Origin of the sequence: Aliiglaciecola sp. 3_MG-2023 (assembly GCF_030548205.1) — a bacterium.
Lineage (GTDB): Bacteria > Pseudomonadota > Gammaproteobacteria > Enterobacterales > Alteromonadaceae > Aliiglaciecola.
In genome coordinates this window covers 39,257-58,618 of record NZ_JAUORV010000021.1, presented here as the reverse complement: position 1 = coordinate 58,618, position 19,362 = coordinate 39,257, and the positions used below count along the sequence as shown (strand labels likewise).

Annotated in this window: 19 protein-coding genes; 13 read left to right on the top strand and 6 right to left on the bottom strand. The window is 42.4% G+C overall.

Annotation, left to right across the window (positions count from 1 at the left end; translation table 11 throughout):
- Positions 1-34: 34 nt before the first annotated feature.
- Entirely contained in the window at positions 35-1,390 is a 1,356-nt protein-coding gene (locus tag Q4574_RS19540) for an MFS transporter (RefSeq protein WP_303476855.1), read from the bottom strand.
- 273 nt (positions 1,391-1,663) lie between these two features.
- Here Q4574_RS19540 and uvrA point away from each other — a divergent pair, with 273 nt between their 5' ends.
- The 3 genes from uvrA to Q4574_RS19525 are packed head-to-tail and all read left to right on the top strand — an operon-like array spanning position 1,664 to position 5,624.
- On the top strand, positions 1,664-4,504 hold the full coding sequence (gene uvrA / locus Q4574_RS19535; RefSeq protein WP_303476938.1) for an excinuclease ABC subunit UvrA: 2,841 nt from the start codon (positions 1,664-1,666) through the stop codon (positions 4,502-4,504).
- Positions 4,505-4,521: 17 nt separating this feature from the next.
- Complete coding sequence (locus Q4574_RS19530; protein ID WP_303476853.1) at positions 4,522-4,929, top strand: thioesterase family protein; 408 nt, start codon at positions 4,522-4,524, stop codon at positions 4,927-4,929.
- Positions 4,929-5,624, top strand: a complete 696-nt coding sequence (locus Q4574_RS19525; RefSeq protein WP_303476849.1) for a 2OG-Fe(II) oxygenase — start codon at positions 4,929-4,931, stop codon at positions 5,622-5,624. Before Q4574_RS19530 ends, Q4574_RS19525 begins: the two co-directional genes overlap by 1 nt.
- A gap of 26 nt (positions 5,625-5,650) precedes the next feature.
- On the opposite strand, the gene Q4574_RS19520 is transcribed toward Q4574_RS19525, so the two are convergent.
- The 4 genes from Q4574_RS19520 to Q4574_RS19505 all read right to left on the bottom strand — a co-directional run bounded on the left by Q4574_RS19520 (position 5,651) and on the right by Q4574_RS19505 (position 9,308).
- Positions 5,651-6,124, bottom strand: coding sequence for a DUF3299 domain-containing protein (locus Q4574_RS19520; protein ID WP_303476848.1), 474 nt, complete (start codon positions 6,122-6,124; stop codon positions 5,651-5,653).
- Between the two features lie 12 nt (positions 6,125-6,136).
- Positions 6,137-7,399: an MFS transporter gene (locus Q4574_RS19515; RefSeq protein ID WP_303476846.1), complete on the bottom strand. Its 1,263-nt coding sequence runs from the start codon at positions 7,397-7,399 to the stop codon at positions 6,137-6,139.
- Positions 7,400-7,571: 172 nt separating this feature from the next.
- The gene (ppa, locus tag Q4574_RS19510) at positions 7,572-8,102 is read right to left on the bottom strand and encodes an inorganic diphosphatase (protein WP_303476844.1); all 531 of its coding nucleotides are present in this window, start codon (positions 8,100-8,102) and stop codon (positions 7,572-7,574) included.
- A gap of 231 nt (positions 8,103-8,333) precedes the next feature.
- Positions 8,334-9,308 carry a class 1 fructose-bisphosphatase gene (locus Q4574_RS19505; protein ID WP_303476843.1) on the bottom strand — a complete coding sequence of 325 codons (975 nt, stop codon included), beginning with the start codon at positions 9,306-9,308 and terminating at the stop codon, positions 8,334-8,336.
- 199 nt (positions 9,309-9,507) lie between these two features.
- On the opposite strand from Q4574_RS19505, the gene mpl reads away from it, so the two are divergent.
- Genes mpl through Q4574_RS19490 form a run of 3 tightly spaced genes read left to right on the top strand, consistent with a single transcriptional unit; the run spans position 9,508 to position 12,282 of the window.
- Complete coding sequence (mpl, locus tag Q4574_RS19500) at positions 9,508-10,863, top strand: UDP-N-acetylmuramate:L-alanyl-gamma-D-glutamyl-meso-diaminopimelate ligase (RefSeq protein ID WP_303476842.1); 1,356 nt, start codon at positions 9,508-9,510, stop codon at positions 10,861-10,863.
- A complete protein-coding gene (locus Q4574_RS19495) occupies positions 10,853-11,467 on the top strand; it encodes a flavin prenyltransferase UbiX (RefSeq protein ID WP_303476839.1) in 615 nt (204 codons plus the stop codon). The genes mpl and Q4574_RS19495 overlap by 11 nt, the downstream gene beginning before the upstream one ends.
- Before the next feature lie 17 nt (positions 11,468-11,484).
- Positions 11,485-12,282 carry a S1/P1 nuclease gene (locus tag Q4574_RS19490; protein ID WP_303476837.1) on the top strand — a complete coding sequence of 266 codons (798 nt, stop codon included), beginning with the start codon at positions 11,485-11,487 and terminating at the stop codon, positions 12,280-12,282.
- A gap of 155 nt (positions 12,283-12,437) precedes the next feature.
- Here Q4574_RS19490 and rraA read toward each other — a convergent pair whose 3' ends face one another.
- A complete protein-coding gene (gene rraA, locus Q4574_RS19485; RefSeq protein ID WP_303476936.1) occupies positions 12,438-12,923 on the bottom strand; it encodes a ribonuclease E activity regulator RraA in 486 nt (161 codons plus the stop codon).
- A gap of 195 nt (positions 12,924-13,118) precedes the next feature.
- Between rraA and Q4574_RS19480 the strand changes: the two genes are divergently transcribed.
- The 7 genes from Q4574_RS19480 to xerC all read left to right on the top strand — a co-directional run bounded on the left by Q4574_RS19480 (position 13,119) and on the right by xerC (position 19,327).
- Positions 13,119-13,631, top strand: a complete 513-nt coding sequence (locus Q4574_RS19480; RefSeq protein ID WP_303476834.1) for a phosphatase PAP2 family protein — start codon at positions 13,119-13,121, stop codon at positions 13,629-13,631.
- 9 nt (positions 13,632-13,640) lie between these two features.
- Positions 13,641-14,705: an MJ1255/VC2487 family glycosyltransferase gene (locus Q4574_RS19475; protein ID WP_303476830.1), complete on the top strand. Its 1,065-nt coding sequence runs from the start codon at positions 13,641-13,643 to the stop codon at positions 14,703-14,705.
- 645 nt (positions 14,706-15,350) lie between these two features.
- Positions 15,351-15,509 (top strand): lipoprotein, encoded by a 159-nt coding sequence (locus Q4574_RS19470; RefSeq protein WP_303476828.1) that lies wholly within the window; start codon positions 15,351-15,353, stop codon positions 15,507-15,509.
- The gene (gene lysA / locus Q4574_RS19465) at positions 15,510-16,757 is read left to right on the top strand and encodes a diaminopimelate decarboxylase (RefSeq protein ID WP_303476825.1); all 1,248 of its coding nucleotides are present in this window, start codon (positions 15,510-15,512) and stop codon (positions 16,755-16,757) included. It abuts the gene before it with no gap.
- Positions 16,758-16,905: 148 nt separating this feature from the next.
- The gene (gene dapF, locus Q4574_RS19460) at positions 16,906-17,736 is read left to right on the top strand and encodes a diaminopimelate epimerase (RefSeq protein ID WP_303476823.1); all 831 of its coding nucleotides are present in this window, start codon (positions 16,906-16,908) and stop codon (positions 17,734-17,736) included.
- Positions 17,733-18,431, top strand: coding sequence for a DUF484 family protein (locus Q4574_RS19455; RefSeq protein WP_303476821.1), 699 nt, complete (start codon positions 17,733-17,735; stop codon positions 18,429-18,431). The genes dapF and Q4574_RS19455 overlap by 4 nt, the downstream gene beginning before the upstream one ends.
- Before the next feature lie 2 nt (positions 18,432-18,433).
- Positions 18,434-19,327: a tyrosine recombinase XerC gene (gene xerC, locus Q4574_RS19450; protein WP_303476819.1), complete on the top strand. Its 894-nt coding sequence runs from the start codon at positions 18,434-18,436 to the stop codon at positions 19,325-19,327.
- The last annotated feature ends 35 nt before the right edge of the window (positions 19,328-19,362 follow it).

Below are 19,362 nucleotides of genomic sequence, written 5' to 3'. Positions count from 1 at the left end.
CACAATTCATCCTTCGATGCCATTAAGTACCGGCTTACGCTTGACCGGATGCAGTATCGAGGACGATTTGTTGCGCTTGTCGAAGATTAAATTCCGCAGTAGCTTTAACATAAACACTATTTTCGTGGGCCACCAAGGCAAGATCAACTACTCCAGGCATAGCCAACAGTTGCTTTTTAAGGCGTTCTAAATCCGCAGCCCCGCTCACTCCACTTAAAGTATAGCGTCGATATCTATCCACGCTTTTCAGATTAAATACGATGCCTGTCCAAACAAGCAAAATGCCAATGGCACACATTAGTACTTCTGAAGGGGAGAAATATTGATTGAGAACTCCGGCTAACATTCCCCCTAAAAACGCACCAAAGAACTGAAAACTGGCATACATCCCCATGGCAGAGCCTTTTTTGCCAGCCGGTGCGATGCTCGAAACCCATGCAGGTAAGTTTGCTTCTAAATAATTAAAACCACTGAAAAACACTACTGCGAAAGCGGCGACGGCGAATAAAGTTGTTGATAAAGATAATCCAGCACAGGCAATCATTAGCAGTAAAATCGACACTAACATCAGCACTTTCTGTGAAACTTTGCGATTTAGCCCCATCAGCACCGTTAAACCAACAATAGAACTTAACAATACCGGCAAATAGAGCTTCCATTGCACTTCAACCATTAACCCCATTTGTTGAAGCATTACCGGCAACTGCATGAAAAACAGAGTGATCATCATATGCAATAAACAAACACTGATGTTTAACTTTTGAATTTGTTTATCACCAAACAAATTAGCCACATCTTTCCAGGTGGGTAAGGTATCTCCTGAAGGTGCACTTTTGTGCTGTGAAGGGACCACAAAACCAACTATAAATATACATAAAATAGCTAATACCGCGGTGACAAAAAATATCCCAGATAACCCCCACAGATTAGAAATCATTGGCCCAATCATGAGTGCTAAGTAAAATGAAAAGCCGATGGCAATACCAATAATCGCCATCACTTTAGGTCGCTGATTTTCGCGACTAACGTCCGCAGCTAATGCCATAATCGCCCCTGCGATGGCCCCTGTACCTTGCAGTATGCGCCCTAACACTAGCATCCACATACTGTCAGCAAAACCTGCAATTAAACTGCCTAACGAAAACAGCAACAAGCCCACAATAATGATAGGTTTGCGGCCAAATTTGTCTGAAAACATTCCCATGGGAATTTGCAATATAGCTTGGGTTAAACCATATCCACCAATGGCAATTCCCACCATTAGAACAGAGTAATCAGGGTAGTCTTGGGCTAATATGGCTAAAACTGGCATCACCATAAATAGTCCCAACATTCTTAGGACATAGATAAAGGCAAGAGATAAGGCGGCACGTAATTCAGTTGCGTTCAAAACAAATCACTATGGTTTAAAATAAAGCTAATTGACGTCTTCCTGAATCAACAACATGGATTACAAAAATCTTTTGCCCATTAAATTGATTAAGAAGTGAATACTAAATATTGGCCGCGAAGTTTATCACAGCATTAAAATAGGCGATAGATGGTTAAAAACACGTTTTAAATAAAAAATTTACGCTTTTTTTGGAATAATAGCCCGTTCTGAATAGAGCATGATTTGCAATTATGTAATACTGATCTTTTGGTCGGGCAACATTTTGGATCCATGGATAAAATTGAAGTTAGGGGTGCGCGCACCCACAATCTGAAAAACGTCAATATAACGCTTCCCCGTGACAAGCTAATTGTTATTACAGGCCTGTCGGGTTCGGGTAAATCTTCTTTAGCTTTTGATACTTTATATGCTGAAGGGCAACGGCGTTATGTAGAATCCCTTTCCGCCTATGCCAGACAATTTTTGTCGATGATGGAAAAGCCCGATGTTGACCATATTGAAGGTTTATCACCGGCTATCTCCATCGAGCAAAAGTCAACGTCTCATAACCCACGCTCTACGGTGGGCACCATCACTGAAATTTACGATTACCTGCGCTTGTTATATGCCCGCGTAGGTGAGCCTCGATGCCCTACTCACCATGTTCCCTTAGCGGCACAAACGGTAAGTCAAATGGTCGACCGAGTGCTAGAGATGGAAGAAGGCACTAAGTTAATGTTACTTGCACCTGTTGTGCAAGAGCGCAAAGGCGAGCACATAAAAACCCTTGAGGGTTTAGCTGCACAAGGATACATACGCGCACGCATTGATGGTGAAGTCTGTGACCTTTCCGATCCGCCTCAGCTCGACCTTCATAAAAAGCACACCATTGAAGTGGTGGTCGACCGTTTCAAAGTGCGTGACGATTTAGCGTTAAGGTTATCTGAGTCTTTTGAAACTGCATTGCAGTTATCCGCAGGTGCCGCCAAGGTCGCCTTTATGGATGACTTAGCGAAAGACGAATTGGTATTTTCAGCCAACTTTGCGTGTCCCCATTGTGGTTACAGCATGGCTGAACTCGAGCCTAGGTTGTTTTCCTTTAATAACCCTGCAGGTGCCTGTCCTACCTGTGACGGTTTAGGAAACAAACAGTTTTTCGATCCTGGAAAAATTGTTAGTAACCAAGAATTAAGTTTGTCTGGGGGCGCGATTCGCGGCTGGGACAAACGCAGTTACTATTATTTTCAGATGTTACAAGCCGTTGCTGATCACTACGGATTCAGCCTTACGGTTCCCTTTGAAGAACTTGATAGCAAACATAAAGATGTTATTTTGTTCGGCAGCAAAGGAACCGCAATTAAGTTTAAGTACATTAACGATCGCGGCGACATCATGGAGCGCAAGCATCCATTTGAAGGCATTATTCCAAATATGGACCGCCGCTATAAAGAGACAGAATCTAATGCTGTGCGTGAAGAGCTGTCTAAATACCTTAGCCAACAACACTGTAATAGTTGTGGCGGAGCCCGCTTGCGATTAGAAGCTAGAAACGTATTTATTGGTGAAACAGCACTACCAAGCATTACCGAGATGTCCATCTCTGATGCCCTGGAATTTTTTGACCAATTAGATTTAAGCGGACAGCGTGCACAGATCGCGGAAAAGATTCTAAAAGAAATTAACGACCGCTTAAGTTTTCTGGTTAACGTAGGTTTGAACTACCTTTCTATGTCACGAAGTGCGGACACCTTATCCGGTGGCGAGGCCCAGCGCATCCGCTTAGCCAGTCAAATCGGGGCAGGCTTAGTAGGGGTTATGTACGTATTAGATGAACCCTCAATCGGCTTGCATCAACGCGACAACGAACGCTTGTTAAAAACCCTTAGACACCTTCGGGATTTAGGTAACACGGTTATCGTTGTAGAGCATGATGAAGATGCCATCAAAGAAGCCGACTATATTGTTGATATCGGACCAGGAGCGGGCGTACATGGCGGCCAAATTGTTGCTGAAGGTAGCCTCGAAGACATATTAAAAAGTGAAGACTCACTTACAGGGAAATACCTTTCCGGTAGAGAGCGAATAGAAATTCCTAAAGAACGTAATAAAGTCAAAGACGATAAATGGGTGAAATTAACTGGTGCAACGGGGAATAACCTACAGCAAGTAGATTTACATATCCCAATTGGACTCATGACCTGTGTAACCGGCGTCTCTGGCTCTGGCAAATCGACCTTGGTCAACGATACATTTTATAAGTTAGCACATCACGCCTTAAACGGTGCGACCACAGGTGAAGCTGCTCCTTACAAAGACATAACAGGCCTGGATCAACTAGATAAAGTGGTTGATATCGACCAGAGTCCAATCGGCCGCACACCGCGTTCAAATCCGGCAACTTACGCAGGTATATTCACTCCCATTCGAGAAATGTTTGCTGCTACCCAAGAGGCACGCTCTCGCGGTTACAAGCCAGGACGATTTAGTTTTAACGTCAAAGGCGGACGTTGTGAAGCTTGTCAGGGAGATGGTCTAATTAAAGTGGAAATGCACTTTTTACCCGATGTGTATGTGCCTTGTGACGTGTGCAAAAGCAAACGTTATAACCGCGAAACGTTAGAAGTAACCTACAAGGGCAAAGATATTAATCAAGTGCTCGATATGACGGTGGAAGAAGCCCGTGAATTCTTCGATGCCATTCCAGCGATTGCCCGTAAACTGCAAACCCTAATTGACGTAGGTTTGTCATACATTCGTTTAGGACAGTCTGCGACAACCCTTTCTGGCGGGGAAGCCCAACGGGTGAAACTTGCCAAAGAACTATCCAAACGTGATACTGGCCAAACCCTGTATATTTTGGATGAACCCACAACAGGATTGCATTTCCACGATATAAAACAATTATTGGAAGTGTTGCATAGGCTTCGGGATCACGGTAATACCGTAGTGGTTATTGAACACAATCTGGATGTGATAAAAACCGCAGATTGGATAGTCGATTTGGGGCCAGAAGGGGGTTCAGGCGGTGGTAATATTATCGCTCAAGGCACACCAGAAGAGGTTAGCAAGGTGAAAGGCTCTCATACAGCTCATTTCCTTAAACCAATATTAGACGACGCCAGACAGGCATAATGGAATACAGATAGAGTATGTTTAGCGAAAAGTTTAACGTTAGATTTTATGAAACAGATGGTTTAGCCCATGTCAGCAACACTGTGGTTGCTGGCTGGTTTGAATGCGGTAGAGAGCCCATCTTCAAATTTTTCACTCCAGATCTAGATTTGAAAAACTGGCCACTGATTTTGGCCAGTTACAAAATCGATTTTCATTTACAGATATTTTACGGCAAACCAGTGGAAGTGCGCACTTATGTGAGCAGAATTGGCAATAGTTCTTTCGATACATATCAAGAGATTTGGCAACAAGATCAGAAAGTAGCCTCAGGTACGACTACCCTAGTGCGCTTTGATTTTAAAGCCAATAAAGCAGTGCCAATAGATGAAAGCATCAAATCCCAACTTCACGAGCATATTTATCCTCAGGTGGAAGCAGAGTAATGAAGGATTTTATTGAAGTCATCGATAACGTGGTGCCGCAAAAGTTGTGTGACGGATTCATCCAACGTTTTGAAAACAGTAAAAATACACAGCAAGGCCGAACCGGTGGCGGTGTCGATACTGACAAAAAACTAAGTAAAGACGTATCCATCGTCCAGAATGCTGAGTTTCAAGCCGAATATCAGGCGTTGCTCCCCTTGTTATCCGAACAATTGATGGCCTATTTTGAAAAGTACTTTTTTGCATTAATTGGGCCGATTGGATTAACCGTAAAAGATCCCAACACCGGCCTGCCAGTTAAATTGACCCAAGAAAACTTCGAGACTGTGGGCAAACCCAATTTACAAAATTTAGTGCAATATCTATTTCGTATCGGTGATATTAACGCCCAGAAATATCAGAAGCAAAAAGGCGGATATCCCTATTGGCACTCTGAAGTTTATCCTCAAGCGGGCAATAACGATGCACTTCATCGCATTTTATTATTTATGTTTTATTTAAATGACGTAGATGAAGGTGGCAGTACAGATTTTTATTATCAAGATAAGTCAGTGCAACCCAAAGCGGGCAGAATGGTCATTGCGCCAGCCTATTTTACCCATACCCACAGAGGTTGTGTGCCGGTTTCCAACGACAAATACATTCTAACCTCTTGGGTCTTGTTTAATCAGGCTGAACGCATTTATACCGGTTAGAGCTAAATAAGAAACCCTAACCTCAGTTAACCGTCATAGGGCAATACTTCTTGTCCTTGCAAGGTGTACCCTACTGTAGCAATTTCACCGCTCCAACTTTCCGTCGTCAAAGTGCCAACTACCCAAACTACATCGGTCAAAGCCATTGCTGGCACTCCCTTTGGAATTTTCACATAAACAATTTGATTAGGCGGTGGCGGAGGTACATGAATACAGGCCCCAAAAAATGGAACCAGTAAAAACTCCGTAATGTTGTCTTGATTTCCCTCGAGAGGAACAACAAACCCCGGTATCTTCACTTCCATATTGTTGAATTTGGTCACTACAGGAGCGGATAGGTTTTGCTGACCGGTGGATATAGCGTGGTCAATATCGACAGGCGGCGCAACATAGTTTTTAGGTACTAAATCTTCCCAAAACACTTCCGTAGGCTCAGCAAAAGCAAAGTTAGTATTAACTAACAAAGCAAATAACAAACTCAGTCTAAGAGCACGCATCATTTTAGTTCATCCTTATACAATGGGCTTAATAGTTGTTGATTCTTCAGGTATTGCCGTTACGCTGCCCTTGCCAGCCTCTTGTATGGTTTGATTAGCCCAACCTAATGGGTTCTTTCTCACTTCATTACCGGCATCTGGAGAGTCGGGTATATTCAATGCTAACAATAAAGAACATACAGCAAAGCTAGCACCAATGAAAAATACCAATAACGGCGAAGTTAACCAAACGATACCTAATAATGCAGGGATCACCACAGCAGCAATATGATTAATTGTAAAGCTTACCCCAGCTGTAGAGGCAATATCTCGAGGATCAGCTATTTTTTGAAAGTAGGTTTTCATGGCGATAGCCATTGCGAAAAAAAGATGATCGAGCACATATAAAACAGCCGCCCACTGGGAACTGGTTACCAATGCATAACTGACAAAAATAACGATTAGACCAAGGTATTCTACTGTTAGTGCTCGCCGCTCACCTACTTTGGCAATCCAGCTGCCAATTTTGCCAGCGAAAAACAAGTTAAATACATAGTTAATAATAAAAAGTAGACTGATTTCCCCTACACTATAACCAAATTTTTCAACCATCATAAATGAGGCAAAAACCATAAATATTTGACGACGGGCACCACTGAAGAACGTCAGGCAATAATATAACCAATAACGTTTTCGCAAAAACATATGTTTATGTTGGGTAGAAGGTTGTTTAAATTGCGCGAACAAGCCCCACAAAAATATGACTATCATTAAACCTAGGCCACCAGCAAGCATGTACATGGTTTGATAACTTATTCCCACATATTCCATCAATAACCAAATACTGCCGTACGCAAATAAAGAAGCGAAACTTTTCACCGCCAATTGCTGCCCCATAAAGTGGGCCGTTTTGTCTTTTCCTAACCACTGCAAGGTTAATGATTGGTTGATGGTTTCAAAGTAATGAAAGCCAACGGACATAATCACTGTTGTGCAGTACAAACCGATTTCAAATGGAAAGAAGCCAGTCATTGCCACTCCAACACACATAAGTGCAAGAGAGAGCATTGCAAAGGTTTGCTCTTTAATCACCAAAAGTAAAAAAACGGCTGTAAATGCTAGAAAACCAGGTACTTCTCGCAGACTTTGCAGCATACCTATTTCAGCACCGCTAAATTGCGCTTTTTCCACCACAAAGTTGTTTAATAGCGCATTCCAAACAGAAAACACCAAGGGCATCACAAACGCCATGGCCAATAACAACAACTGGGGGTTAGTTCGAATCGAATTTAGCTTCATGTTTCTATTGTCGAGCCATTTGAGGGACGAATATGAAAATCATCATAAAAAGGTATTAATAAAGAAAGGTAAGTTTACAGGATTTTGTCGAAAAATACTTGGCTCGCCAAAAATTCAAAAAAAAGGCTAACCCGAGGTTAGCCTTTTTAGTAGTGCGGTAAAAATTAAGGGATTACTCTGCTTCGTAGCGCTTTACACTATCAACAATTTCCGCTTTAGCGTCTTCACAATTTCCCCAACCTTCGATTTTCACCCATTTGTTAGGCTCTAAATCTTTATAATGAGCGAAGAAATGTTCAATTTGTTGCTTAGTTAGCTCTGGAACCTGATCGATTTCTTTTACTTCACGATAGATAGTAGACAGTTTATCAATTGGCACAGCTAAAACTTTAGCATCTTCCCCTGACTCATCGGTCATTTTCAAAACACCCACTGGTCTACATTTAATGACTGAACCGGCCAACAAAGGGAACGGAGTCATCACTAAAACATCAACAGGGTCACCGTCTAAAGAAAGTGTCTGAGGTACATAGCCGTAGTTAGTTGGGTAGTGCATACAAGTTGCCATGAAACGATCAACAAATATAGCACCAGTATCTTTATCTACTTCATATTTTACTGGGTCAGCGTGGGCTGGGATTTCGATGATGACATTCACTTCATCTGGCAAGTTTTTACCGGCTGGAACAGCATTTAAGCTCATTGATTGATACCTTTAAGTTGTGATTTAACGTAAATTAGCGTAATTATAAAGACTTCCAGTGCAAGATGAAATCACTACCTTGGTCTTATTCTGGTTGTTTTAAAGTATTATGTGTCATTCACTCACGGATTATTATGAATTTGTGCCGTGAGTCGTCAAAAAAACTCCACAAAAAAGGGCGCAAGTACTAATCCGACGCCCTCAATTCATTAATGTCAGTTTAAAATCAGACTATTTTTTTGCGTAATAGGTGACGCAAGTCTCTACTTCTTCTTTTGAGCCCATGATAACCGGAACTCGTTGATGAATTTCTTCCGGCATAACTTCCAAAATTCGTCTGTCACCCGTTGTTGCAGCGCCACCAGCCTGTTCGATTAGAAATGACATAGGGTTAGCTTCATACAACAAACGCAATTTACCCGCAATTTTCGGATTACGTTTATCAAATGGATAGGCAAACAGTCCACCACGAGAAAGTATACGGTGGATGTCACCAACCATGGCACCAACCCAGCGCATATTGAAGTTTTTGCCTCTAGGACCTTCATCCCCCGCCAATAAATCGTTTATGTAATTCTGCATAGGCTCTTCCCAGTGGCGCTGGTTTGAGCTGTTGATGGAAAACTCTTTAGTTTGCGCAGGTACTTCAACATTCGCTTCGGTTAACAGGAAACCACCGTGAGTTTTATCAAGGGTATAGATATGAGTTCCTCGTCCGGTACTCATTGCCAACATTGTAGAAGGACCATAAAGCACATAGCCTGCTGCAACAATTTGCGTACCTGGCTGCAAAAACGCAGAAGGGTCATCTGGCTCCATCCATTGTGGCGCGTGGGTGATCGAAAAAATAGTACCAATCAAACTATTGATATCGGTATTTGATGAGCCATCAAGTGGATCGAAGCTCACTAAATATTTACCTTCAGGATGACAACCTACAACATCATCCTCTTCTTCTGAAGAAATGGCCTTCACATAGCCAGATTCTTTCAAAATATCTTTTAGAATCTGGTTAGAAATAACGTCAAGCTTCTTCTGCGTTTCGCCTTGAACATTTTCACTTAACAAAGAACCTAGCACGCCTGCTAATGCACCTTGACTAACCCTAAAAGAAATTTCCTTGCAACCTGCTAATAAAGTGCGGATCAACAATATTAGCTCCATTGGAGCGCCATCTTCTTGCAATTGTGAATTGAGTCGTTTCATTCTTGTGAAAGCCTATTTTAGAATTTATAAAAGACATGGTTTTGACAGTAATCATTACTAATCATAGAACACATTAATAAAGTGTACCTTTATTAAACACAAAACTCAGCACAAAAAACAACAAGTTAAGTGAATATCCATTTGTTGGCATTCCAATCTCTGTTAATCTTAGCCAAATTTTATTGATACAATCGAAGTTATGCATATTCATATTCTCGGAATTTGCGGCACCTTTATGGGGGGGATTGCCGCCATTGCCAAGTCAATGGGACACCATGTAAGTGGTTCTGATGCCAATGTTTACCCGCCAATGAGCACGCAATTAGAGTCCTTAGGAATTCCATTAACCCAAGGATTTGACCCTTCACAACTCAGACCAGAGCCGGATATAGTGATAATTGGCAATGCCATGTCACGGGGTAATCCATGTGTAGAAGAGGTACTAAATCGCAACTTAACGTACACCAGTGGCCCCCAATGGTTGTCGGAAAACGTATTAAAACAAAGGTGGGTCATCGCAGCCTCTGGAACCCATGGTAAAACCACCACTGCCAGTATGATTGCATGGATCCTTGAATATGCGGGCTTGCAACCTGGATTTTTAATTGGCGGGGTCCCAGAAAATTTTGGCATTTCAGCTCGCTTAGGAGAATCTCCTTTTTTCGTTATTGAAGCTGACGAATACGACAGTGCATTTTTTGATAAACGGTCCAAATTTGTGCACTATCATCCACGCACTCTAGTGCTAAACAACTTAGAGTTCGACCATGCAGATATTTTCGAAAACTTAGCCGCTATTCAAAAGCAGTTTCACCACCTAATGCGTATTTTGCCCGGCAATGGATTGGCTCTCGCCCCCGCTGCCGATGAAAATATCGCACAGGTTTTGAAACAAGGTTGTTGGACACCCATCCAATATATCGGCACTGACTGGCAAGCAGAAAATCAGTCTGATGATGGCAGTGAATTTGATGTGTTGTTGGATAAAACCAAGTTGGGGCGGGTAAATTGGTCACTGATTGGCCAACACAATGTTCACAATGGAATAATGGCTATAGCGGCAGCCCGTCATGCCGGTGTAAAACCCGACTTAGCAATTGAAGCCTTAGGTCAATTCGTGAATGCCAAAAGGCGAATGGAAACCCGTGGGGTAGTTAATAACATCACAGTTTACGATGATTTCGCCCACCATCCCACGGCCATCGCGACCACCCTAGAAGGCCTCAGACATAAAGTCAAAGATGCGCGGATCTTTGCAGTTTTGGAGCCCCGTTCAGCCACCATGAAAATGGGGGTTCATAAACACACCTTAGCTAAATCTTGGGGACATGCCGATCAGGTATTATTGTTTCAACCCAGCAATTTAGACTGGTCTTTGGCACAACTCATCGCAGGTTCAGACGTTCCTGCAAAAGTATATGATAATGTAGACGACATTATTGCTGCGCTGTTGCAAAATGTTGCTCCTGGAGACCATATTTTGGTCATGAGTAATGGTGGTTTTAGCGGCATTCATGCACGTTTACTAGAGCAACTGAGCAAACATGAATTTTGATAACAAAATAACACTGGCTTTTACTGGCGCGTCTGGCGCTCCTTACGGGTTGCGTCTACTTGAAACCCTAGTGGCAGCTAATTACCAGGTGTATTTACTGATCTCTTCGGCGGCTCGAGTGGTGTTAGCGACCGAAGAAGACTTGAAGATACCTGCCAACCCAAAAACCTGTAGCGAATTTTTTACTCAGCGTTTTGCTGCTAAGCCTGAACAAATCAAAGTCTTCGGTAAAGATGAGTGGTTCTCTCCTGTAGCTTCAGGCTCTGCTGCACCGAAACAAATGGTAGTTTGCCCTTGTTCAACAGGCTCATTGAGTGCCATTACCACAGGTAAAAGTGACAACCTAATTGAGCGGGCAGCTGATGTAGTGATAAAAGAACGAGGACAGTTGATCCTTGTTCCCCGAGAGATGCCGTTATCGACCATTCACCTTGAAAATATGCTGAAATTGTCACAAATGGGTGTAACCATAATGCCGGCGGCCCCCGGCTTTTATCATCAACCTAAACGAATTGAAGACTTAGTTGACTTTGTAGTGGCGAGAATTCTCGACCATTTAAACATCGATCAAAAATTAATGCCTCGCTGGGGCTATCAGAAATAAGTAAGAGTAAGCAAACCATGTTCCTGAATTCTCGCGTTTTAAAATTATCGCAATTTGCAATCGCTGCACTTTGTTTATTGCAAACTTCTAAAGCAGTTGCTTGGGGTCAAACTGGCCACCGAGTAACAGCAAGCATCGCAGAAAAGTATTTAAGCGATGATGCAAAAGCGAAAATCGACGCTTTGTACCCAACACAGTCATTGGCGGAAATATCCACCTTAGCCGACGAAATGCGCTCAGATCCATCGGAGTTTTGGCAAAAGACATCGCCACCTTGGCATTACGTGAGTGTGGACGAAGGTTCTGAGTATCATTCTTCCAAACACGCCCCTTCCCATGGGGACGCTTATACGGCCTTAGTATCGTTTTCTGCAACCCTGAAAAACCCAAAAGCAACCTTACAAGACCGACAATTAGCATTGCATTTTATTGTGCATATTATTGGCGATTTACATCAACCATTGCACGCCGGTAATGGAACGGATCGGGGTGGAAATGATGTCAAAGTAGAGTTCTTTTGGCAGGAATCGAATCTTCACAGAGTGTGGGATAGCGGCATTATTGACAACAAAAAGTTATCTTATACTGAGTGGACAGATTGGCTAAGTCGCAAAATTACCCCAGAGATGGCTAAACAGTGGCAGACAACAGATCCCAAAGTATGGATTAAGGAAAGTATTCAGTTGCGTGAGCAGGCTTACCCCTCAGAAGAAAAACTCAATTGGCAATACCAACATCAGCATTTGCCTGAGATTAAACAACGATTGCAGATGGCAGGCGTTCGCATCGCGGCGTATTTAAATTCAATTTTATAAAATAAACAATTCAGTTGTTTAACTGCCTCAATGCAGAATGCAGCGGGCAAACCGTGACGACAAAGAAGGGACAACCAGGCTGTTCAATTTAAAGAACAGCCTGGTTAATTAATGTCTGTTAAAAATGCTCGACCTTGCGGCGGAACCCACAAGCCTCATTCAATATCTAAAGGTTCAGGCGATAAAATAATGCCAGTACTATCTGCGTATAAATGATCTTCAGGCAAAAAAGTAACACCCGCGAAATTTACCGCAACGTCCACCTCGCCTATTTGCTCAAACGCAGCATTGACGGGAATCGACGCCACCCCATGAATGCCAATATCAAGTTCTTCAAGTTGGTCGACTTCACGCACGCTGCCATAGCAAACAATGCCTTCCCAGTCATTTTCAATGGCAATTTGCGCAGTGTTTACGTCAATGAGTGCACGGCGAGTCGATCCGCCGCCATCGATGAGTAGCACCTTGCCTTTTCCTGGTTGAGACAATACTTTATCAATTAGGCCTTTATCTTCGTGGCATTTAATGGTTGTAATCTCACCACCGTAAGAAAGCCTACCCCCATAATTTACGAATAAAGGGTCGACAACGTCTACACTATCAGCAAATAAATCACACAATTCAGAGGTGTTGTATTCCATCAGCGAGTCCAACTTCAGCATTAAAGCCCTAGGTTAATTGTTAGCAACGAGTTTGTAAAACCTTAGATGAGTTTTCTTCATTGTCATAAATATGACTTATATTTGTCACAAAGGTTTCGTTTTTCTGTCAACTAGCCTTCACACTCAATGGTTATTTTTATTCTCAATGAGTACACATAGAAAGAGTACCTAGAGATGAATGCATTTGGCAGAGCTGATACACACATATTCCGCTGGATTTTCGGTGTAACCGCGGGTCGCGATTGCCGAATCATTAAATACATATCCAAAAGCGGTGATGGACACGTTTATTTGCTGTTAGGTGTACTCCTGTGTGCATTTGATCCCGAAGATGGGGCAATTTTCCTGTATACATCTTTACTAGCGTACGCCCTAGAGTTACCCATCTATGTGATTTTGAAAAAACTTTTTAAGCGCCAACGGCCTTGCGACTTAATCTATAATTTTCGATCTCACATTACGCCTTCTGATAAATTTAGTTTACCCTCAGGTCATACTGCAGCGGCCTTCTTAATGGCTTCACTATTGGCACACTTCTACCCTAGCGTAGCAGTTTTAGTATACATCTGGGCAAGTTTAATTGGACTATCCAGAGTAATGCTCGGTGTCCATTATCCAAGTGACATTGTTGCCGGTGCTTTTTTAGGTATCATTATTTCAATGTTGAGTCTTTCTATCCTTGTTTAAGTAGTATTAATGAAAATATTGTATGGCGTGCAAGGCACGGGCAATGGCCACATTGCTCGAGCACGAATCATGGCTAAAGCATTTGCAAAACGCGATGACATTGAAGTTGACTTTATATTTAGCGGTCGCGATCCCTCTCGCTATTTCGACATGGAAGTATTTGGAAATTACCGCACTGTGAAAGGGTTAACCTTTATTACCGAAAATGGCCAAGTGGACCGCTGGAAAACCTTAAAACAAGCCGAAGTAAAGCAATTCATAAGAGACGTAAAACAGTTAAATGTGGCAAAGTACCATGTTCTTCTCAATGACTTCGAACCAGTAACGGCTTGGGCTGCCAAAATGAATGACTTATCCTCCATTGCGATTAGTCACCAGGCCGCGTTTAAACACAAAGTCCCCAAACAAGGTGAAACCTGGCTCGATAGATTACTGATGCGTACATTCGCTCCCTGCGATATTAATTTAGGGGTGCATTGGTACCACTTTGGTTTTCCTATCATGCCGCCTTTTATTGAAGAGCCTTACAGCAAAGCCACTTCAGGTGAACATATATTGGTCTATTTGCCATTTGAAAATATAGCGGCTATCAAATCACTGTTGGAAAAATTCCCCAACGAAAAATTTCTTTGTTACCACCCCGACATAGAAGCCCCTTTCGCCAATGACAATAGCCAGTGGCGCCCACTATCAAAACAAACCTTCCAACAGGCTTTATTTGAATGTGCCGGAGTCATCGCCAATGGCGGATTTGAGTTATCTAGCGAATGCTTGCAACTGGGTAAGAAAATCTTAGTCAAGCCACTTAAAAATCAATACGAACAAACTTCAAATCGCATCACCTTAGAACGCATGAATCGCTGCGAAAGCATGGACAGCCTAGATCCCCAAATCGTATCCAAATGGCTAAGCAAAGACTCGCCCGAACCAATTAGCTATCCCAGCTCGCCAGACATACTCATTGACTGGTTAATGGAAGGAGACTATCTGGATACAAAAACCCTATGTGAGCAGCTCTGGAAAAACACCCACTTTCCAGATTCAGTACGTTCGGCACTCGCAAACCAGACTTAAGCTATTTAGCCCGAAACGCCTACCCCCCTGTTTACGGTGGGCTCTATTTCCTTTTTGGGTGGGTGTCTCAATTACAACGTTGGATGGGTGTCTCAAAATGGCCTTTGATAACTTTTGGGTGGGTGTCCTATCAGGCGCTTGGTTTGGGTGGGTGTCTTAGAACAATTTCGATGGATGTCTCAATTACAACGTCGATGGGTGTCTCAAAATGGCTGTCCCATGGATGTCCCAAATATGGCATAGGCAATTTCGATGGGTGTCTCAATTACAAAGTCGCTCTCTACGACTAAAAATTAAGTGCCTGTCTACGTAATTTTATTCATGACTGTCCAGATAACACCTACCATCCGGAAAACAATGTGGGTGGGTGTCCTAACAACTTTGGGTAGGGCTCAAAATAGGCAATTTCGATGGGTGTCTCAGTTACACGGGCTCTATTTCCTTTTTGGATGGGTGTCTTGATAACTTTTGGGTGGGTGTCTCAATTACAACGTTCTTGGATGGGTGTCTCAAACAAGGTCTTACTAAAAACCTCTACAATTAGTAATTTATTGTATGTCTTATCCCAAATCAGGTAGTAGCAATGCTTGTTTTTTTTGCTTTTGATGGGATGATATAGACTTTCGTAACGGTTGGGTGATTACAGTGTTCAAAAATCTGCGTTGTGCCATGCGCGCACTTTCCTTATTGGCGGTCATTTTTATCATTTCCAGTTGTGGAGTAAAGGGTGATCTAATTCATCCTACAGAGCAAAACTCACCGATCACAGACCAAAACATAGATGACTCAGAGGAGCAATCGTAGTTGGATTACTTTCAGTATCAAGATTCTACCCTTTACGCCGAAGATGTGCCCGTCCAGCAGATAGCTGAACAATTCGGGACACCTTGTTATGTATATTCCAGAGCAACAATAGAGCGTCATTGGCATGCGTTTGACCAAGCAGCTGGCAAGCATGCACACTTAATTTGTTATGCGGTAAAAGCGAATTCAAATTTAGCGGTGCTATCGGTAATGGCCAAATTAGGCTCTGGTTTCGATATTGTTTCAGGCGGTGAATTATCTCGCGTTATTGAAGCCGGTGGCGACCCAACTAAAGTAGTGTTTTCAGGGGTCGGTAAAACCGAACAAGAAATTGAATTTGCACTGTCTAAAAACATTTTGTGTTTTAATGTAGAGTCTGAGCCTGAGTTAGAGCGAATCAACAAAGTAGCCTCCAAACTGAATGTAGTTGCGCCAATTTCAATTCGCGTGAACCCGGATGTTGATGCCAAAACTCACCCGTATATTTCAACAGGACTCAAAGCCAACAAGTTTGGAATACCAAGAGAAAACGCTGTAGCCACCTATAAACTCGCGGCAAGTTACCAACATCTGGAAGTGAAAGGCATGGATTGTCATATTGGCTCTCAGCTCACAGACATTGATCCCTTTGTAGACGCCCTAGATAGAATGTTGTCGCTGATTGACGAGCTGGCTGAATTGGGTATTACCATCAGTCATCTCGATGTAGGCGGTGGGTTAGGAGTTGCATACAAAGATGAGACCCCACCCCATCCGGATGCCTATGTTGAAGCGCTAATGACGCGCATGGAGAAACGACCTGAGTTGAAATTAATATTTGAACCTGGTCGAGCGATAATGGCAAACGCGGGGATTCTCATTACGAAAGTAGAATTCATTAAGCAAGGTGAAGAGAAGAATTTCGCGATTGTTGATGCCGCCATGAATGATTTGATTCGTCCAGCCCTTTACTCTGCTTGGCAAAATATCATTCCTGCAGAGCTCAGCTCTGGAAAGCCAAAAGCAACCTATGACATTGTGGGTCCCATTTGTGAAACAGGGGATTTCATTGGCAAAGACCGTGAACTAGAAATCGTTCCAAATGACTTATTGGTGGTACGTAGTGCTGGTGCTTACGGTTTTGTGATGGCATCAAATTACAACAGTCGCTGTCGCCCAGCTGAAATAATCGTTGATAAAAACAGCTTACACTTAGCTCGAGAACGGGAAATGTTATCTGACCTTTGGAAAGGGGAACACGTTCTTTAATCGCCGACTCATGTGAATGAGCTAAGGTGATTTTCATTGTTTTTTAGTGTGTGTCGGAAATTGACTGCAAAATAGCTATTTTGGTCGCCGCATATGTAGGTTAATATAACTGTAATAAAACTTTTAGTAGTAGCTTTTAGAATTAATAATGCAAATTCAATTTTCTAAAATGCATGGGCTGGGCAACGACTTTGTCGTTATAGATAATGTCACGCAAAATGTGTTTTTTTCAAAAGACAAAATTCAGCAATTGGCTGATAGAAATTTTGGGATCGGATTTGACCAGCTATTGTTGGTCGAACCTCCGTACGATCCTGAGCAAGACTTTCATTATCGAATTTTCAATGCCGATGGTTCAGAAGTATCGCAGTGTGGAAATGGCGCAAGGTGCTTTGCAAAGTTTGTAAAAATAAAAGGGTTAACTAACCGTAACAAGGTTGTTGTCAGTACTAAGTCTGGCAAGATAGTGCTGTATCTTGAAAAAGACGGTCAAGTTACTGTAAATATGGGGCGGCCTATTTTCGAGCCTGCAAAAATCCCATTGAAAGCCAATAAAGAAGAAAAAATTTATTTGATTCGAGCACAAGATAAAACCTTTATGGTTGGCTCTGTGTCTATGGGCAATCCCCATTGCGTGCTTGAAGTTGATGATGTGCAAACGGCTGATGTAGAAACTATTGGTCCATTACTTGAAGCCCACGATAGATTTCCTGAAAATGTAAATGTTGGATTCATGCAAATCATTAATGAAAACCATATAAAATTGCGTGTACACGAACGCGGAGCGGGTGAAACATTAGCCTGTGGTACTGGCGCGTGTGCAGCAGTGGCAATTGGTCAGATTCAAGGTAAACTAAGCAAAGATGTACGCGTTGATCTACCTGGTGGCACATTGAAAATACGTTGGCAAGGCAAAGACAATGTATTGAAAATGACTGGCCCTGCAGAACATATTTTTGATGGAACCCTAATAATATGAGTGATACAGCACAACAACAAGTAGATAGGGCTATGCTGACTAATTATGAAAAAGTCGCAGAGGTAGTTAGCGAAAAAGACGTTAAAAACTATTTATTGGAAAATCCTGACTTTTTTGTAAAAAATCCGCAAGTGGCTGAAAAGCTAGTGATTTCCCACCAGCAAAAAGGCAGTATATCCCTTGTTGAGTTGCAATCAGAGCAATTGCGTAAGAAAAATCGCGAACTATCCCACAAACTCAATCAACTCATTTCAATCGCTAAACAAAACGAACAAATTTATCGTATTTATGCAGACCTTAATATTCAGTTATTAGGCTGCCGTTTTTTCAGCGAAGTCCAAGACGTACTTGAAGATGTAATGCGCCAAAAACTGCTCTTATCTGCGGTCACCTTGAAATCGTTTAGCGGTGCCCATGCGTTACCGGAAATTCAACGTAAATTGTTTATCGAAAAACGCTTCAAACAAGACTGTTTTTTCTTTGGTCGCTTAAGCCAACATGAAACACAATTACTGTTCAAAGATGGAAATGTTGAATCTGTTGCACTTATGTTGCTAGGAGAAAAAGGCGAATTGGGTATATTGGCCATCGGTAGCAAAGATCCTAGTCATTTCAATCCAGATATGGATACCTTACTGATCACGCAATTGCAACAATTCTTAAATGTACTCTTGCCAAACTTGGCTGGGTATTAGCGATGGATGCTCCAGCCTTAGAGCACTGGCTGGAAAAATTTTTTTCGTTTTTAAAGTACGAAAGAAACCTTTCTGCAAAAACACTAGATAATTACCATCGCCAACTCACGGCGGTTACTGAACAGCTCAATATTACAAGCTGGTCTGAATTAACTACCCAGCACATAAGGTCGATTTTGAGCCAAGCTAGACGCAAAAATCTGGCCCCCCGATCTATTGCATTACGACTTTCAGCTATGCGTACTTTTTGCCAGTTTTTAGTGGCCGAAAATATTCTTAAAACCAATCCTGCAAAAGCAGTGCAAACGCCTAAACTTGGACGACCGCTACCAAAACACCTTAATGTTGATCAGGTAGGTCAATTATTAGATATAGATCCTGAATCCGTGCTCGCTATCCGAGACCGTGCGATGATGGAATTAACATACGGCTGTGGTTTACGTTTAGCAGAGCTGTCTGGCTTAAATATGCAAGACATCGTCACCAAAGGGCAAATAAGAGTACTAGGTAAGGGCCGAAAAGAACGGATCATTCCGGTGGGTAAGACAGCCACTACATGGATAAATAAATGGCTTAGAGTTCGAAGTCAAATGACGCCTCCGGCAGATGAACAAGCTCTGTTTGTGAGCATGCATAAACGCAGAATAAGCCATCGCCAAATCGCCAAGCGAATGGAATTATGGGCTCATAAACAACATGTGGATCAAAAAGTAAATCCACATAAATTGCGACATTCTTATGCCACGCATATGCTAGAATCTAGTGGTGATTTGCGCGCCGTACAAGAACTGTTGGGCCATGCAAATCTGTCGACCACCCAAGTCTATACCCATTTAGATTTCCAGCATTTGGCGAAGGTGTACGACAATACGCATCCTAGATCTCGCAAAAAATAAATAGACGTGAGATCCTAAACGATAACCAACAAGAA

Bases quoted from the DNA above. Each gene is read 5' to 3' on its own strand.
- Q4574_RS19455 (WP_303476821.1), top strand. From the start codon at position 17,733: ATGAGTGATACAGCACAACAACAAGTAGATAGGGCTATGCTGACTAAT.
- Q4574_RS19505 (WP_303476843.1), bottom strand. From the start codon at position 9,308: ATGAAACGACTCAATTCACAATTGCAAGAAGATGGCGCTCCAATGGAG.
- rraA (WP_303476936.1), bottom strand. From the start codon at position 12,923: ATGGAATACAACACCTCTGAATTGTGTGATTTATTTGCTGATAGTGTA.
- Q4574_RS19495 (WP_303476839.1), top strand. From the start codon at position 10,853: ATGAATTTTGATAACAAAATAACACTGGCTTTTACTGGCGCGTCTGGC.
- Q4574_RS19475 (WP_303476830.1), top strand. From the start codon at position 13,641: ATGAAAATATTGTATGGCGTGCAAGGCACGGGCAATGGCCACATTGCT.
- Q4574_RS19515 (WP_303476846.1), bottom strand. From the start codon at position 7,399: ATGAAGCTAAATTCGATTCGAACTAACCCCCAGTTGTTGTTATTGGCC.
- dapF (WP_303476823.1), top strand. From the start codon at position 16,906: ATGCAAATTCAATTTTCTAAAATGCATGGGCTGGGCAACGACTTTGTC.
- Q4574_RS19530 (WP_303476853.1), top strand. From the start codon at position 4,522: ATGTTTAGCGAAAAGTTTAACGTTAGATTTTATGAAACAGATGGTTTA.
- uvrA (WP_303476938.1), top strand. From the start codon at position 1,664: ATGGATAAAATTGAAGTTAGGGGTGCGCGCACCCACAATCTGAAAAAC.
- Q4574_RS19480 (WP_303476834.1), top strand. From the start codon at position 13,119: ATGAATGCATTTGGCAGAGCTGATACACACATATTCCGCTGGATTTTC.
- Q4574_RS19520 (WP_303476848.1), bottom strand. From the start codon at position 6,124: ATGATGCGTGCTCTTAGACTGAGTTTGTTATTTGCTTTGTTAGTTAAT.
- mpl (WP_303476842.1), top strand. From the start codon at position 9,508: ATGCATATTCATATTCTCGGAATTTGCGGCACCTTTATGGGGGGGATT.
- Q4574_RS19490 (WP_303476837.1), top strand. From the start codon at position 11,485: ATGTTCCTGAATTCTCGCGTTTTAAAATTATCGCAATTTGCAATCGCT.
- ppa (WP_303476844.1), bottom strand. From the start codon at position 8,102: ATGAGCTTAAATGCTGTTCCAGCCGGTAAAAACTTGCCAGATGAAGTG.
- xerC (WP_303476819.1), top strand. From the start codon at position 18,434: ATGGATGCTCCAGCCTTAGAGCACTGGCTGGAAAAATTTTTTTCGTTT.
- Q4574_RS19525 (WP_303476849.1), top strand. From the start codon at position 4,929: ATGAAGGATTTTATTGAAGTCATCGATAACGTGGTGCCGCAAAAGTTG.